Annotated in this window: 16 protein-coding genes; 7 read left to right on the top strand and 9 right to left on the bottom strand. The window is 72.8% G+C overall.

Translation table 11 applies throughout. The annotated features are described in order from the left end of the window. Nucleotides 1-5 precede the first annotated feature (5 nt). The gene (locus AB0L74_RS00895) at nt 6-311 is read left to right on the top strand and encodes a hypothetical protein (protein WP_365643957.1); all 306 of its coding nucleotides are present in this window, start codon (nt 6-8) and stop codon (nt 309-311) included. Between the two features lie 139 nt (nt 312-450). Here AB0L74_RS00895 and AB0L74_RS00890 read toward each other — a convergent pair whose 3' ends face one another. The 7 genes from AB0L74_RS00890 to AB0L74_RS00860 form a co-directional block, all read right to left on the bottom strand. Continuing rightward, nucleotides 451-1155 (bottom strand): phenylalanine--tRNA ligase beta subunit-related protein, encoded by a 705-nt coding sequence (locus AB0L74_RS00890; protein ID WP_365644468.1) that lies wholly within the window; start codon nt 1153-1155, stop codon nt 451-453. Nucleotides 1156-1157: 2 nt separating this feature from the next. Beyond that, nucleotides 1158-1763, bottom strand: coding sequence for a LysE family translocator (locus tag AB0L74_RS00885; RefSeq protein ID WP_365643953.1), 606 nt, complete (start codon nt 1761-1763; stop codon nt 1158-1160). 192 nt (nt 1764-1955) lie between these two features. Further along, the gene (locus tag AB0L74_RS00880) at nt 1956-3464 is read right to left on the bottom strand and encodes an alpha-N-arabinofuranosidase (protein ID WP_365643950.1); all 1509 of its coding nucleotides are present in this window, start codon (nt 3462-3464) and stop codon (nt 1956-1958) included. Between the two features lie 24 nt (nt 3465-3488). Further along, nucleotides 3489-4457 (bottom strand): arabinan endo-1,5-alpha-L-arabinosidase, encoded by a 969-nt coding sequence (locus tag AB0L74_RS00875; protein WP_365643947.1) that lies wholly within the window; start codon nt 4455-4457, stop codon nt 3489-3491. 22 nt (nt 4458-4479) lie between these two features. Next, nucleotides 4480-5343 carry a carbohydrate ABC transporter permease gene (locus AB0L74_RS00870; protein WP_365643945.1) on the bottom strand — a complete coding sequence of 288 codons (864 nt, stop codon included), beginning with the start codon at nt 5341-5343 and terminating at the stop codon, nt 4480-4482. Beyond that, a complete protein-coding gene (locus tag AB0L74_RS00865) occupies nt 5340-6278 on the bottom strand; it encodes a sugar ABC transporter permease (RefSeq protein ID WP_365643942.1) in 939 nt (312 codons plus the stop codon). The genes AB0L74_RS00870 and AB0L74_RS00865 overlap by 4 nt, the downstream gene beginning before the upstream one ends. Beyond that, on the bottom strand, nt 6275-7633 hold the full coding sequence (locus AB0L74_RS00860; RefSeq protein WP_365643939.1) for an extracellular solute-binding protein: 1359 nt from the start codon (nt 7631-7633) through the stop codon (nt 6275-6277). Before AB0L74_RS00860 ends, AB0L74_RS00865 begins: the two co-directional genes overlap by 4 nt. 276 nt (nt 7634-7909) lie before the next feature. Here AB0L74_RS00860 and AB0L74_RS00855 point away from each other — a divergent pair, with 276 nt between their 5' ends. The 6 genes from AB0L74_RS00855 (at nt 7910) to AB0L74_RS00830 (ending at nt 14242) form a co-directional block, all read left to right on the top strand. After that, nucleotides 7910-8548 carry a toxin-antitoxin system, toxin component family protein gene (locus AB0L74_RS00855; protein ID WP_365643937.1) on the top strand — a complete coding sequence of 213 codons (639 nt, stop codon included), beginning with the start codon at nt 7910-7912 and terminating at the stop codon, nt 8546-8548. A gap of 38 nt (nt 8549-8586) precedes the next feature. Continuing rightward, on the top strand, nt 8587-9813 hold the full coding sequence (locus tag AB0L74_RS00850; protein WP_365644466.1) for a DUF6545 domain-containing protein: 1227 nt from the start codon (nt 8587-8589) through the stop codon (nt 9811-9813). 100 nt (nt 9814-9913) lie between these two features. After that, on the top strand, nt 9914-10423 hold the full coding sequence (locus AB0L74_RS00845) for a toxin (protein WP_365643934.1): 510 nt from the start codon (nt 9914-9916) through the stop codon (nt 10421-10423). Nucleotides 10424-10428: 5 nt separating this feature from the next. Further along, the gene (locus tag AB0L74_RS00840) at nt 10429-11610 is read left to right on the top strand and encodes an MAB_1171c family putative transporter (RefSeq protein ID WP_365644463.1); all 1182 of its coding nucleotides are present in this window, start codon (nt 10429-10431) and stop codon (nt 11608-11610) included. A gap of 31 nt (nt 11611-11641) precedes the next feature. After that, a complete protein-coding gene (locus AB0L74_RS00835) occupies nt 11642-12817 on the top strand; it encodes an MAB_1171c family putative transporter (protein WP_365643932.1) in 1176 nt (391 codons plus the stop codon). Between the two features lie 27 nt (nt 12818-12844). Then, complete coding sequence (locus AB0L74_RS00830; RefSeq protein ID WP_365643929.1) at nt 12845-14242, top strand: FAD-dependent monooxygenase; 1398 nt, start codon at nt 12845-12847, stop codon at nt 14240-14242. A 7-nt stretch (nt 14243-14249) separates the two neighbouring features. On the opposite strand, the gene AB0L74_RS00825 is transcribed toward AB0L74_RS00830, so the two are convergent. Beyond that, on the bottom strand, nt 14250-15110 hold the full coding sequence (locus tag AB0L74_RS00825) for an SMP-30/gluconolactonase/LRE family protein (protein WP_365643926.1): 861 nt from the start codon (nt 15108-15110) through the stop codon (nt 14250-14252). After that, nucleotides 15107-15880: an IclR family transcriptional regulator gene (locus AB0L74_RS00820; protein ID WP_365643923.1), complete on the bottom strand. Its 774-nt coding sequence runs from the start codon at nt 15878-15880 to the stop codon at nt 15107-15109. Before AB0L74_RS00820 ends, AB0L74_RS00825 begins: the two co-directional genes overlap by 4 nt. Between the last annotated feature and the right edge of the window lie 38 nt (nt 15881-15918).

Genomic DNA, 15918 nt, shown 5'->3' with positions numbered 1-15918 from the left:
CACAGATGGCTCTCAAGAAGGCGCTCGCCTGCACTTTCACCGCGCTGGCTCTCTCGGGCAGCGCCGCCGGCGCGGCCGTCGCCGCCGACGACGACGACCGGGCGAAGTTCGACAACAGCGCCCAGATCCTCAGCTGCGACACCATCGAGGTCATCGACATCCCGATCGTGTCGTCGGCGAACAACAACATCGACTGCTCCGAGAACGAGAAGAAGGTGGAGAAGACCCAGATCACCGTCGTGGACGACTCCGAGCAGCGGTCGCAGTCCAACGTCTTCGTCAAGTCGAAGAAGCACCACGACTACCGCTGACCCTGCTATCGGGAACAGCCCTCCTCGTCGGCACGTTTCGTGGACCTTGGACCCTCGCCGCTTCGGTGGCGAGGGTCCCCCGCGGTCCGAGCGGCCCCGGCCACAGCGCCGGGGCCGTTCTTTTTTCACCGTTCCTCTTTCACCGCGCGCCGAAGGCGAACTCGGGGGCGGTCGCGGTGAGGACGGCCGTTGTCGTCTCGGCCCGCCAGTGCGCGGACAGTTCCCCCGCGATCGTGCCCAGCAGCTCCGGCATCACCTCCGCGCCGCCGTCGTGCAGGGCCTCCGCCACCACCAGGATCCGGCGGGTGTGCGCGCCGACCGCCGAATGGCCGCTCTGCCGGTGGGTCCAGCGGCGGGCGTGCGCCCGTCCGGCGCAGTCGGCGAAGGTGATTTCGCCGGGCGCGGGGTGTTCGGTGCCGCCGCCGAAGGCGGTGTAGTGCTCGTCACCGCGGGCGGGGCGCACCTCCAGCAGGGGGCCGGTGACGCGATCGGCGTCCAGGGCCGCGACCGGAACGGCGTAAGCGGCCGAGACCGCGTTGCACAGGTCCACCACCGGATGGATCCGCGGCAGCGTCCCTTCCTTGCGCAGCCGCCGCAGCAGTGATTCCGAGGCGCACCGGTACTGCGTCGGCTTCAGCCCCATCCGCGAGAACGCCCGCCGCCAGGCCAGGACTTCGGGGAACTCGCTCTCGGTGGCGTCCGCCAGCCGGGCCAGGGCACGGGCGGTGTAACCGGTGGTGTCCGGCCCGGTGCCGGGGGCGGCGCCGACACCGGTGGCGTACAGGGCGCCGGCGGTGAGCCCGGGGTGGGCGGACCGGATGACGTCCGCGTGCCGGAAGATCATCGTCACGCCACCGCCAGCCGCACGCTCAGGGCGACGAAGCTGGCCGCGAACGCCCGGCGCAGCCCCGTCATCGCTCCCGGCCGGGCCGCCAGCCGGTCCCGTACGGCGGCGGCGCACAGGGCGTAGGCGGTGAAGACGACGAGCGTCAGCGCCATGAAGACGCCGCCGAGCCGGAGCATCGCGGCGACGGAGCCGGACGCGCCGGCGGGGACGAACTGGGGCAGGAACGCCACGAAGAACATCGTCGGCTTGGGGTTGAGCAGGTTGACCAGCACCGCGGAGACGATCACACGGGCCGCCGGACGCGGCTCCGCCTCGCCGTTCACCACCAGCGTGTCCTTGTCCCGCAGGGTCGCCCACGCCATGTACAGCAGGTAGCAGACGCCGAGGTACTTCACGGCCTCGTAGGCGACGGTGCCGGTGCGCAGCAGGGCGGCGAGGCCGCTGATGGTCGCCACGAGGTGCGGTACGGCGCCGAGGGTGCAGCCGAGCGCGGCGGCCACGCCCGCCCGGCGGCCGTGGGACAGGGCGGCGGCGAGCGTGTAGACCACGCCGGTGCCGGGGGTGACCACCACGACCAGGGTGGTCAGCAGGAAGGCGATACTCAAGGGGATCTCCGCGAGGTCGATGGTCCCCTCACCCTCCTGCGGCCATGGTCCCGCGGACAGAGCCAAAGCCCGCGGGAACCAGTGGGCCATATCCGGTGGGCCCTATCTACTGCGCCCACCGTGCCCTCTCCGTTCGGCCCTGTCCACCGGCCCCGCCGCCGGGGGCGGCCGCCCTCGGCGGCGGGGCCGCCGTTACGCCAGCCTGATGACGTTCCAGGACAGCGGCTCCAGGACGGCGGTGAGCCGGCCGTCCCGTACCTCGGTGCCCTCCACCGGGTGCGGCGTGACCCGTTCGGGGTCCGTCAGCGTGTTGCGGGCGTCGGGGTCGGCGTCGGCGAGGGCGCTGTGCTCCACGGCCCGGGTCAGGTCCAGCCCGTTGAGGGCCACCTCCAGCGGCAGGGCCTCGGTGCGGCTTCGGTTGACCGCGAAGACGGTGACCGTGCCGTCCTCGGCGCGGACGGCGGTGGCGTGCAGCAGGTCCGTCTCGCCGTACTTCTTCGTCTCGTACGTGGGCGAGTCCACCCGGACGTCGAGGACCTCCCCACGGCCGTACTTGGAGGCCTGGGCGAAGGGGAAGAACGTCGTCTGCCGCCAGGCCGGGCCGCCCGGCTCGGTCATGATCGGGGCGATGACGTTCACGAGCTGCGCCAGGCAGGCCACCGTCACCCGGTCCGCGTGGCGGAGGAGGGCGATGAGCAGGGAGCCGAAGACGACGGCGTCGGTGACGCTGTAGTTGTCCTCCAGCAGGCGCGGCGCCTCGGGCCAGTCCAGGGCGCTGACCTCGGCGTCGGTCCGCGACAGGTACCAGACGTTCCACTCGTCGAAGGAGAGGTTGATCTTCTTCTTGGACTTCAGGCGGGCGCCGATGTGGTCGCAGGTGGCGACGACGTTCTCGATGAACGACTCCATGTCCACGGCGGAGGCGAGGAAGGAGTCGACGTCGCCGTCGAGCGGCTCGTAGTAGGCGTGCAGGGAGATGTAGTCGACGAGGTCGTACGTCTCCTGGAGCACCTTCGCCTCCCACTCGGCGAAGGTGGGCATCGACTGGCCCGAGCTGCCGCAGGCGACCAGTTCCAGGCCCGGGTCGATCTGGCGCATGGCGCGGGCGGTCTCGGCGGCGAGCCGGCCGTACTCCTCGGCGGTCTTGTGACCGGTCTGCCAGGGGCCGTCCATCTCGTTGCCCAGGCACCACAGGCGGATGCCGAAGGGGTCCTTGTCGCCGTGCTCGATCCGCAGGTCCGACAGGGCCGTCCCCGAGGGGTGGTTGGCGTACTCCTGGAGTTCGAGGGCCTCGGCGACACCGCGGGTGCCCAGGTTGACCGCCATCATGGGCTCCGCCTGGGGGCCGATCTTCTTCAGGAAGGCGATGTACTCGGACAGGCCGAAGCGGTTGGTCTCGGTGGAGCGCCAGGCCAGGTCCAGGCGGCGGGGACGCTGGTCGACCGGGCCGACGGAGTCCTCCCACTTGTAGCCGGAGACGAAGTTGCCGCCGGGGTAGCGGATGGCGGTGACGCCGAGTTCGCGGACCAGTTCCAGGACGTCGGTGCGGATGCCGTCGGCGTCGGCGGCGGGGTGGCCGGGCTCGTAGACGCCGGTGTAGACGCAGCGGCCGAGGTGCTCCACGAAGGAGCCGAAGAGGCGGGGGTTGACCTCGGCGACGGTGAAGGCGGGGTCGAGGGTGAAGCGGGCGGGGCGGGACATGGGGTCCTTTCGGGAGCGGGGGGGTCAGCGGACGGCGGGCCAGCCGTCACGGCCCCAGGTCAGCGTGTTCAGGCCGAGCTTGGGCGTGCCGCCGTCCTCGGCGTCGTAGTAGTGGTAGGCGAGGCGGTCCCGGCCCTTGTCGCGGAAGACCGACTGGCCGCCGGTGCCGATGTACCGGCCGTGGCCGGCCAGAAGGAGGTCGCCGCCGCCTTCGAGCATCGGCGTGCCGGTGGAGTCGGTGTAGGGACCGGTCACCGAGGCCGACCTGCCGACCTTGATCTTGTACGTGGAGTTCACGCCGGAGCAGCAGGCGTCGTAGGAGGCGAACAGGTAGTAGTAGCGGCCGTGCTTGACGACGGCCGGGCCCTCGACGGCGTACGGCTCGTCCGGGCGGGTGGCCAGATGGTGGACGGGCGCGCCGTCGGCCGCCTTGCCGGTGCGCGGGTCCAGCTCGACCATGCGGATGCCCGTCCAGTACGAGCCGAAGGCCATCCACAGCTTGCCGTCCGCCTCGATCAGGGCGGGGTCGATGGCGTTGTAGGCGTCGGTCGTCTCGGAGGCGAAGACCTTGCCGTGGTCGGTCCAGGTGCCGGGCAGGCCCGAGCGGGAGGTGGCCACGCCGATCGCGGAGTGGTTGGTGCCCCAGGAGGAGACGGCGTAGTACAGCCAGTACCGGCCGTCCCGGTAGGAGATGTCGGGCGCCCAGGGGTCGCCGGTGTCGTTGTACTCGTACCACCAGGCGGGCGGCTCGGTGAAGGCGTTGCCCGCGTCCTCCCAGTGCCGGGTGTCCTGCGAGAGGCGGGCGCCGATCACGCCGCCCGTCGAGTAGGCGACGTAGCCGCCGGACTTCAGGCGGATGACCGTCGGGTCGTGGATGATCTGCTGCCCGGTGACCGGCTGCGGGTCGGGGTGGGCGGTGTCCGCCCGGGCCGTGGCCGGCAGCAGGGCGAGGACGGCCGTGGCGAGCACGGCGGCGAGCCGGATGCGCTTCATGTGCGGTTCTCTCCTCAGCGGGTCACTGGCCGGCCAGACCGGTGTGCGCGACACCCGCCACGATCTGGCGCTGGAAGAAGACGAAGACGATGATCAGCGGCAGGCCCGCCATGAGGCCGCCGGCCATGAGCTGGGCCCACTGGATGCCGTAGGAGTTCATGACGGTGGCGATGCCGTTCGGCATGGTCATCAGGTCGGGGTTGTTGGTCACCATGTACGGCCACAGGAAGTTGTTCCAGGAGCTGATGAAGGTGAAGATGCCGACCGCGGCGAGGGAGGGGCGGGACAGCGGCAGGATGATGGTGAAGAAGACCCGCCAGCGTCCGGCGCCGTCGATGAACGCGGCCTCCTCCAGCTCGCGCGGGATGCCCTGGAAGAACTTGTAGAGGATGTAGACCATCGCGGCGGGCGCGCACTGCGGCAGGATCATGCCCCAGTAGGTGTCGACCATCCCCATCTGCTGGACGGTGGTGAACAGGGGGACGCCGAGCACGGCCGGGGAGACCATGAGTCCCGCCATCACCAGGCCCATCAGGGCGCCCTTGCCGCGGAACTCGGTGCGGGCGAAGCCGTATCCGGCCAGCGCGCTCACCAGCATCACGACGGCCGTCACGCAGACGGAGACGACGAGGGAGTTCACGAACCAGTTGACGATGTTGCCGTTCTCGAACATGGCCGACCACGCCTGGCCGGTCCACTCCTTCGGCAGCCAGTGCGGCGGCACCTCGACCGCCTCGGTCTCCGCCTTCAGGGAGGTGAACAGCGCCCAGGCCAGCGGGGACAGGAACACCGCGGAGACGGCCACGCCGAGCAGGGTGAGCACGATCTGGCCGGGCGTCCAGGTCCGGCGGGGCTTGGTCCGCACCGGTGCTGCGGCGGTGGTCATCGGCCGCCCTCCTCACGGTTGCGCAGCAGCCACATCCGCCCGAGGGCGACGGCCGCGATGAGCACGAAGAAGATGATGGAGATCGCGGAGGCGTAGCCCACGCGGTAGCTGGTGAAGCCCTCTTCGAGGGTGTACTGCACGAAGGTGCGGGTCGATCCCTCCGGCCCCGGCCCGAAGTCCATCATCACCACGGCCTGGTCGAAGACCTGGAGCGAGGCGAGGATCTGGAGGGCGATGACGAGGCCGGTGATGTTGCGCAGCATCGGCAGGGTGATGTGGACCATGCGGTGCCAGGCGTTGGCGCCGTCCAGCTTGGCGGCCTCGTACAGGTGGGCGGGGATGCCCTGGAGCGCGGCGAGGTAGAGCAGGAAGCTGAAGCCGACCGTCCACCACAGGGTGGTGATGACGACCGCGAGCATCGCGTACGACTTGTCGGTCAGCCACGGCGTCTCCAGGCCGAAGACGTGGTTGATCATGCCGGTGCCGGGGTTGAACAGCCACTGCCACAGATTGCCCGCGACGGTGGACGGCAGCAGGAACGGCATGAAGAAGCACAGCCGCCACAGCCACTTGCCGCGTTCGATGTGGTGGGCGAGCATCGCCAGCAGGAAGGCCATGACGGTGATGCAGGGCACGACCAGCAGCGTGAAGTACGCGCTGTGGCCGAGCGCGTCCCACATCAGCGGGTCCTGAAGGGCCTCGCGGTAGTTGTCGAGGCCGACGAAGCTCGCGCCCTCGCCGGAGATGTTGGCGTCGGTGAAGCTGAGGTAGAGGCCGCGCAGCAGCGGCCAGATCACGAAGAGCGCGAACAGCGCGAGGAACGGGGCGACGAACCAGCCGCCGTGCTGGAAGCCCTGCCTGCGGCGGACGGTGGCGCTGTGCGCGGCGGTCTTCGCGCGCGCCGGGGCGATGACGGTCTGAGCGCTGGTCGTCATGCGAGGGCACCTCCCTGCGCGGCGGTCCGGCCGTCCATGGGGTTCTTGGAGGCGAGCAGCTCGGTGAGCGTGCTCTTCATCCGGCGGGCGGCGGCCTCGGGCCTGGCCGAGCCCATCGTCGAGGAGACGACGATCGGGCCGACGCGCTGGGCGAGGATGCCGGTGGAGCCGGCGAACCACACCTTGGGCTCGGTGGCCTGGTGGTCCATCGCCGTCACGTACTCGTTCTGCGGGCTGAGCTTCCGGTACGCGTCCGTGGACAGGGTCGGCGTGTAGGCCGGGATGTGTCCGCCGGCCGACCACTGCCGGGCGTGGGTGACGACGTAGGCGGCGAGCCGGTGGGCGGCGTCGTTGGCGGCGCCGCCGCGCCCGGCCTGGTGCGGCAGCACGAAGGCGTGCGACTCGGCGTGGGTGGCCTGCTTGCCGAAGACGGGCGGCAGCGGGGTGGCGCCGTAGTCCAGCTTGGCGGTCTCGAAGACCGGCACCGACCAGTTGCCCTCCCAGACGAAGGGGGAGCCGTTGACGAACTGCTCGGCGCCCGCCTGGCCGCCGAAGCCCGGGTGGGCGTACCCGTCGGTGATGTGCCGGCGCAGGAACTCCAGGACCTCGGTGGCCTTGCCGGTGTCGAAGGTGACCTCGGTGTGCGCGTCGTCGAACCAGGTGCCGCCGAGCTGGGTGTAGAAGGCGACGAAGAACCACCACTGGAAGTTCTGGTCGTTGTGCCAGAAGCCGAGGGTCTGCAGGCCCTTCCTGGTGGCCTTCTTCGCCTCCTTCAGCACGTCGAACCACTCCTCGGGCGAGGTCGCGGGCACCATCCGCCCGTCGGCGCCGAGCAGGCCCGCCTTCTTCAGCACGTCCCTGCGGTAGAAGCAGAGCTGGACGTGGATGTCGAGCGGCAGGGCGTAGAGCTCGCCGTCGATGACGGCGCGTTTCCACAGCTCGGGGTTGAAGTCCGCCTCGCGCACGCCGTACTTGGCGAGCAGGTCCACGTCCCAGGGGTCCAGGAGGCGGCCCGGCGAGAAGCCGGTGACGCGGCCCAGGTGCATGACGCCGAGGTCCGGCGCGCGGTTGCCCGCCGCCGCCATGGCGAGCTTGGTGTAGAAGGGGCTGCCCCACTGGAGGGTGGAGTCCTTCACGGCGATGTCCGGGTGGTCTTTACGGAAGGCGTCCAGCATCGCGATCATGTTGGCGCCGTCGCCGCCGCTGAAGAGGTTCCAGTAGCGCACCCGGGTGCGCGCGCCGGTGGCCAGCGCGTCGGCGCCCGTGCCCAGGGCCGCGAAGCCGAAACTGCCCGCGACCGCCAGGCCGCCCGCCGCGGCCAGAAGTTGCCTGCGATTGAGGCCAGGTCGTCCCATGCCCTGCCCATCTGTCGGAACGGTTGCTCGATGCGCTGGGGCGCTCACCGCGCTGCACGCGCCGGAAGCACCCACGGCGTTCGATATGTCGAATAACGCTCGTAACTTCGAACGGGACCGTAAGGTCGAAGGACGTGCACGTCAATGGGTTGCGCAGGACTTCGCACAGTCGTGATCGTTCTTCGTTGAACAACGGTCACCGGATCGCATGACGTGGGCAGTCCCGGGCGCGTACCCTCGGACCGGGCGCCGAGCGGCGGTGAGAAGGGGGACCCGATGGACAGGGCGGGCGCGCGCGACAGGGCGTCCCGGGTCGTCGCGGCCCTCCGGCGGGCCCGCACCGGCGCGGCCATGCGCGCGCTGGCCGACGAGCTCGCCACCGCCGTCCGCTCCCGTCCCCGGCAGCCGCGCGACGTGCGGGCCGTGTGCCGGGCGGTGTGCGAGGAGATGGCAGCGCGCCGCGGCGGACGGCCGGTGGACCTGCGCTTCGAACGGTTCCCCGACGAGATCGACGTGACCGGGCTGTGGGTGGAGTTCCAGGACTTCGACCTGATCATCGTCGAGGAACGGGCCGAGGCGGTGCAGCAGCTGGTGATCCTCGGACACGAGTTGTGGCACCTGCACGCCGGGCACGGCCACCGGTCCGGTGCCACGGCGGCACGGGCCCTGGCGGACCGGAGCCGCCGGCCGGACGCCGGGCTGGGCCCCGGCCTCTTCGCCGCGCTGGAGCAGGGCGGCACCCCCGTGGCGGCCCGCGACGGCTCCCGGGAGCGGGACGAGGCCGAGGCCGACGGCTTCGGCCACCTCCTGGCCACCGCCCTGCGGCGCCTTCCTCCCGCGTCCGACGGCGCCTGCCCCCTCGGCCCGGTCCAGCGTTCCCTGGGCTACCGCGGACGCGGAGGCGCGGCACGGTGACGCGGTGGCACGGCTCCCCGGGGCCGGTGGCGGCCGCCGTGGAGCGGGCGCTGGACGCGGCCGGGTTCCTGAGCGAGTTCTACACCACGTTCTGGTGGATCCCGGCGGCCGTCCTGGCCACCGCCCTCGCGATCAAACTCCCCACCATCATCCGGCTCTGGACGGATCCGCTGCTGCGCGCGGTCGGCGGCCTGCTCCTGCTGGCCTGCGCGGTCTTCGTGTTCGTCGCGCCCTCGACCATCGCCCTGGTCAACCGGGTCACGGGGGTGCCGAACATCTCGGCGCCGTGGGTGTACTCCCTGCTGACCGCGTTCTGCGGCCTGTGCCTGCTGCTGATCATCGCCTGGCGCAACGGCCTGTCCGACCGCTCGGCCGCCACCCGCCGCGCCCGGTGCTGGGTCGTCTCCGTCTACTCGGGGGTGATCGTCGCGCTGTGGGTGCTGTTCGCCCTCGCCGACGCCCCGGTCGAACGGCTGCGGGACCTGGACACGTACTACGCGCGCACCCCGTTCATGCGCGAGATGATCCTGCTCTACCTGCTCGCGCACACCACGGCCGTGCTGATCACCTTCAAGCTGATCCGGAACTGGATCCGCGCCGACGGGCTCGACGCCTGGCTGCGCTGGGGCCTGAAGTTCCTCGGCCTGGGCTACGCGATGAACCTGCTGTTCGACGCCGCCAAACTGACCGCCGTCGCCGCCCGCTGGACCGGCCACGACCTGGACTGGCTCAACGTGGACGTGGCCCCGCCGGTGGCCTGCCTGTCCGCCGTGCTGATCGCGGTCGGCTTCATCCTGCCCCACGCCGGCCAGTACCTGCACGAACGCTGGCGGGTCCGGCTCGCCCACCGCGAACTGCGGCCGCTGTACCTGCTGATGCGCTCGGTCAACGGCGAGGGCATCCCCGTCGTCCTGCGGGCCAGCCCCGAACTGCGCCTGACCCGCCGGGAGACGTTCATCCGCGACGTACTGCTGCCGCTGGCCCGCGGCATCGACGAGGATGTGCGCCGCCGCTCCCTGGACGCCGCCCTCGGCCTCGGCTACCCGCCGGAGAGGGCCAGGGCGCTCGCCTCCGCGGTGGCCATCCTGGACGCCGTCGACGCCCGGCTCGGCCCGCACGGGGGCGAGCGGGCGGGCGACCGCGACACCACGGAGCTGCTCCGGGAGATCGGCGCCGTCTCCCGGGCCCTGCGCCAGCCCGACGCCATCCGGGCGGTGCGCCTGCGCGCCGCCGCCCGGCAGGACGGCGTGACGGCCGCCGAGTGACACCGAAGGTGGCTCGGAGGCCTCCCGTCTTGGCATATTGCACAGGTGACCGCGCAACGGCCCGGCGAGCAGAGGGAGTACGGTGCGTACGAGGAGGGAGATGCGTCGGCTCGCCGACGTGCTCACCGACCCCATCCGGGTTCCGGTCCCCGCCGACCCGGAGGTCCTGTTCGAGGCGCTGGTCGCCTCCGTGAGCGCCTGGCGCGGCCGTGAGCTCGTCGTCCGCCGGGAGACCTTCCCGCCGCACACGGCCAGCGGGCTGTGGCTGGAGGGCGAGACGCGGGACATCGTGGTCGTCGACCGGCGGGCCGCCGTGTGGCACCAGATCGTGATCCTCTGCCATGAGGTGTGGCACATGAACCGACGCGGGCGGCAGGAGGCGCCGCCGGGCCCGCGCGCCGGGGACGCCCCCCGGCCGGTCGCGGCCCGCACCGACTTCAGCCTCGCCGAGGAACAGGAGGCCGACCGGTTCGGCATGCTGATGGGCCGCCGGCTGCGCACCTGGCTGGAGGCCACGGGCGACTCGGTGTACGCCGCCCGGGACGGCGGGGCCCAGGACCTCGCCGGTCGCATCGGCGCCGCCCTCAACTACCGCGGGACGCGCCGATGAGCAGTGTGAGCAGTGTGAGCAACTACGTCAGCTGCGCGGTGCTGTGGCTGTGCCTGATGGCGAAGGCACCGGACCTGCTGCGCCACCGCGGCGATCCGTATCTGCGCGCCATCTGCGCGGTGCTCGCCCTGGCCGGCCTGTGCTTCTTCCTCGGCGCCCCGCCGACGGTCGGCGCCGTCAACCGGCTCGGCGGCGTCCCCAATCTCGCCGCGCCCCTCACCTACGCCGCGATCACCGCCTACGGGGCGGCCTCCCAGGTGCTCGTCGTGTACTGGCGGGGCGGGCCGCACGTGCACCGCACCGCCCGCCGCTGGATCACCGCCTACACGCTGGTCGTCGTCGGCATCGCGGTGGCCTTCGCGCTGGGCGAGGCCCCCGTGGAGCGCCGCACCGACCTGGACACCTACTACGCGACCACGCCGTTCATCGGCCAAATGATCGTGCTGTACCTGGCCGCGCATCTCACCGCCGTCAGCGTCACCGCCGTCTCGTGCCTGCGCTGGGCCCGCCGGGTGCGCGGACGGCTGCGGGTGGGACTGACGGTGATGGCGGTCGGCGCGCTGTGCAACTCCGGGTACAGCGTGTCCAAGCTCGTCGCCGTGGCCGCCCGCTGGTCCGGGCACGACTGGGCGGTGCTCGGCACGAACGTGTCCCCGGCGGCCGCCGGGATGGGCGCGCTGATCACCGTCGTCGGCGTGCTGATCCCGCTGGTGGGGCCCTGGCTGACGGAGTGGCGGCGGTCCTGGCGGACCTATGTGCGCCTGGCGCCGCTGGAGCGCGAGCTGGACGACCTGCTCAGCCGCCGGTCGCTGCGCCTGCCCCGGCCGCGCCTGGCCTCCCCCACCACCTGGCTGATGTGGCGCCAGACCAGCATCCACAACGCGCTGGGCTATCTCGACGCCTCCCTCGACCGGGCCCTGTACGCCCGGACCCGGGAGGCCGCGCTGCGGGCGACGGGCGACGCGGAGCGGGCCGAGGCCACCGCGTGGGCGGCGGTCATCGCCTCGGCGGTCTGGGACACGGCCGAGCGGGAGCACACCCCGCCGTGTCCCGGCGGTCAGGGCCCTCTGGTGGAACGGGCGCCCGACCCGGCCGCGCTGGTGCGCATCGCCGACGCGCTGGCCACCTCCGAGCTCGTCGCGGCCGCCCGTACCCACGGCGGCACCACCCGGACGGGCGCGGCGTGAGCGGGGCAGCGGCCGGACGGAGCCGCCGGCCATGAGTCTCGTCGTCTACCTGGCGGCCGTCGTGTTCGGCCTGTCCTGCACCGTGCTGTTCCGCCGCCCGCGCACCGCCGTACGCGACCCGCTGACGCTGTCGACCTGCGCGGCGATCGTCCTCGGCTCCCTGGTCTTCGTCTGCTCGGCCCCCCTGACCCTGGACGTCGTCAACGAGATGACGGGCATCCCCAACTTCGGCGCGCCGCTGACCTACGGCATGCTCTCCGCGTACAGCTGCTCGCTGCTCGTCCTGCTGGTCAACTGGCGGGGCGGGCCCCGGGCGCGGGTCCGGCGCGCGGTCTGGCGGTGCGTGGCCGCCTACGGCGCGCTGATCGCCGCCGTGACCGTGCTGTTCGTGTGCGCGGACGCGGACACCGAGCGGCTCACCGACCTCGACACGTACTACGCGAACACCCCGTGCATGCGGGAGATGATCCTGCTGTACCTGCTCGGGCACAGCGCGGCGACCGTCGTGATGTGCGCCGTGTGCCTGAAGTGGGGCCGGGAGGTGACCGGCCTGCTGCGGACCGGGCTGCGTCTGATCCTCGCCGGGGCGCTGCTGGACGTGGTGGGGTTCCAGCTGACGAAGTACACGGCGATCGCGGCCCGTTGGGCCGGGGGCGACCTGGACTTCCTGTCCACGACCGTCGCGCCGCCCATGGCCTCGCTCGGCGCGCTGATCTGCTCCGCGGGGTTCGTCCTGCCGCGCGTGCTGCCGTCCGCCCTGGCCCACTGGCACGGGCTCGGCGACTACCGCAGGCTGGAGCCGCTGTGGTCGCTGCTGCGGTTCGCGCCGACCGCGCCCAAGCCGCCGGCCTCCTGGTGGCAGCTGCCCCAGGCGCGGCTGGAGTGGCGCGAGGTCTCCATCCACGACGCCCTGCTGGCGCTGGCCCCGTACTTCGACGACCGGGTCCGCGAGCGGGCGCGCGAGGCGGCCCTGCGGGCGGGGCGCGGGGCGCGCCAGGCCCGGCTCGCCGCGGAGGCGGCCATGCTCGCCGACGCCGCGCGGCGGGCCGCCGCCCAGGAGGAGCCGCCCGGCCCGCCGAGCACGTACCGCCTGCACGCCACCGAGGTGTCCGGTACGCGTGAACTCGTCGAGCTGGCTCAGGCGTTGGCGGAGGCGAACGCCGCCGGCGCCGGACGTGAAGGTACGGTGAAGGCCCCCCATGGCTGACACCCCCGTCCCGACCCGAGGAGACCCATGTCGCGTAGAGCTGTCGTCATCGGTGCCGGCCTGGCCGGCATGCTGGCCGCGGCGGCGCTGGCCACCGCCGTGGACGAGGTGGTCGTCCTGGAGCGCGACGAGCTGCCGGACGGGCCGGAGCACCGGCGGGGTCTGCCGCAGGGACGCCACGCCCACCTGCTGATGGCGGGAGGTCTGGCCGCCATGGAGGATCTCGTGCCGGGCGTGAGCATGCGCAAGCACCTGCTCGCCGCCGGGGCGCACGAGATCTCCCTCAACTCGGGGATGGTGGCCCTGTCCCCCGAGGGCTGGTTCCGGCGCTGGCGCCACGAGGGGCCCCGCATGATCACCTGTAGTCGCGCGCTGCTGGACTGGGTGGTCCGGGACGTGGTGACCTCCCGTACGGCGGTGGAGGTCCGCACGGGCCGGGTCCTCGGGCTGACCGGCACGCGCGGGCGGGTGGGCGGTGTCCGCGTCGCCTCCGCCGCCGGGGAGGAGGAGCTCGGCGGCGATCTCGTCGTCGACGCGAGCGGCCGGGGCTCGCGGGTGGTGAACTGGCTGGCCGGGCTCGGGCTGTCCGGCGTCCGCGAGCTGGTCGTCGACTCCGGCCTGGTCAACGCGACCCGCGTCTACCGGGTGCCGGACGGCGCCGAGCGGTTCCCGCTCACGATCGTGCAGGCCGACCCCTACGCCGGCCGGCCGGGCCGCAGCGGCATGGTGCTGCCCATCGAGGGCGACCGGTGGATGGTCAGCCTCGCCGGCACCCGGGGCGGGGAGCCGCCCGCCGACCCGGACGGCTTCCTCCGGTACACCCTCGACCTGCCCGACCCCATCGTGGGCCGGCTGATCTCCGGCGCCGAACCCCTCACGGACGTCCACGTCAGCCGCAGCACCCGCAACGTCCGGCGGTATGTGGAGAAGGTCCGGCACTGGCCGGAGGGGTTCGTCGTCCTCGGCGACGCGCTGGCCACCTTCAACCCCGCCTACGGGCAGGGCATGTCGGTGGCCGCGCTGGGCGCCCGCGTCCTCGCCCGGGAGCTGGGGCGCACCGGCCCGGCCGCGCCCGGCCTCGCCCGCCGGGTGCAGCGCGGGGCCGCCAGGCCGGTCGGCGCGGCCTGGGCCATGGCCGTCAGCCAGGACGTCCGCTACCCGGGGACCCGCGGGGGCCGGCCGGGCGTGGCGGAGCACGTCGTCGGCGCGTACACCCGCCGCCTGACGAGGGCGGCGACCGGCGGCTACGCCGCGGCCGCCGCCCTGTGGGACGTGACGAGCCTGCGCACGAGCCCGGCCCGCCTGCTGCGGCCGGACACCATGCTGGCCACGCTCGGCGGTCCCCCGCTGCCCCCGGCCGCCGAGCCCCCGCTGACCCCGGGCGAACGCAGGACGCTGCGCGCCCTGGACCGCACCGGGGCCTGAACCGGCCTTAGCCGGCGAACGCCGGCTGCGGCAGCCCCCGGCCCGCCCCCGGCACCACGAACACCGAGCCGGCGAGCGGGTGCGGCGCGGCCAGGCCCGTCCGGGCCGTGGTGATGTACAGGTCGGCCAGGTCCGCGCCGCCGAAGGCGCACGCCGTCACCCGGGGCACCGGCAGCTCGATCACCCGGTCGAGCTTGCCGTCCGGGGTGTAGCGGCGCACCGCCGCGCCCTCCCACAGGGCCACCCACACACAGCCGTCGGCGTCGACGGTGAGCCCGTCGGGGAAGCCGGCACCGTCCTCGATCCGCGCGAACGGGCGCCGGCCGGCGACCCGCCCCGCCTGGTGGGCCTCATGGTCCTCGTGGTCGAAGACGTCGATCCGCCCGGTCGGCGTGTCGACGTAGTACATCAGCCGCCCGTCCGGGCTCCAGCCGGTGCCGTTGCTCACCGTCACGTCGTCCAGGACGGCCTGCGCGGTCCCGTCGCCGGTGAGGCGGGTGAGGGTGCCGCCGCCGGGCGCCTCGTCGTAGCGCATGGTGCCGGCCCACAGGGAGCCGTCGGGGGCGACGGCGGCGTCGTTGCCCCGGCGGCCGGGGACCGGCTCGTGGCACAGCCAGCGGAAGGTGCCGTCCGGGTCGAGGAGGGCGACGCCGTCGCGCAGGTTGAGCACCAGTCCGCCGCCGGCGCGCGGCTTGGCGGCGCCCACGTGCTGCTCGGTGGCGCGCACCGTCCGGCGGCCGGTCGCCGGGTCGTAGGTGTGCACGCGGGAGCCCAGGATGTCGACCCAGATCAGCACCTCCCGCGCGGCGTCCCAGGTCGGTCCTTCGCCGAGGGCCGCCTCGGCCCGTACCGCCACGTCGTACCTCATGCCACGCTCCGGTGTCCGAGCCGCTCCGAGAGGTCGGCGGCGCCCTTGCCCGCCAGTTCCTCCAGCTCGGCGCGGCGTTCCTCGCTCCAGCGGATCATAGGCACCGAGATGGACAGGGCGGCGACGACCCGGCCGGTGCGGTCGCGGACCGGGGCGGCGACGCAGGAGACGTCCGGGTTGGACTCGCGGTTCTCCACCGCGATGCCGCGCTCGCGGATCTCGGCCAGGGCCTCGCGCAGGGCGACCGGGTCGGTGATGCTGTTCGGGGTCATCCCGGCCAGTTCGGCGTCGTCCGGGATGCGGGCGGCGAGCTCCTTCTCGGGCAGGGAGGCCAGCAGCATCTTGCCGACGGAGGTGCAGTGGGCGGGCAGCCGGCGCCCGGCCGCCGAGACCATCCGCACGGCGTGCGTGGAGTCCACCTTGGCGATGTAGATGACGTCGGTGTCCTCCAGGATGGCCACGTGCACGGTCTCGTCGCAGGTCTCGGCGACGATCCGGGCGACCTGCTGCCCCTCGGCGGCGAGGTCGAGCTGCTCGGCGTAGCGGGCGCCCAGCTGGTACGGCCGCACACCGAGCCGGTAGCGTCCGGGCTGGCTGGGCAGCGGCACGATGTACTTCCGGGCCGCGAGCGTGGTGACCAGCTCGTGCACGGTGGTGCGCGGCAACTGGAGCCGGCGCACGATGTCGGGGGCGGAGAGTGTGCCGTCCCCGTCGAGGAAGAGCTCCAGAATGTCCAGAGCCCGGGTCACGGCTGGTACGAGGCGTCCCACGACCGGCCCCCTCCCTATATGTCTCAGGCGCCTGGGTG

Source organism: Streptomyces sp. NPDC052020 (assembly GCF_040680575.1).
Taxonomy (GTDB): Bacteria; Actinomycetota; Actinomycetes; order Streptomycetales; family Streptomycetaceae; genus Streptomyces.
The sequence above is the reverse complement of the archived record's forward strand: the minus strand, read 5'-3'. Positions and strand labels throughout refer to the sequence as shown.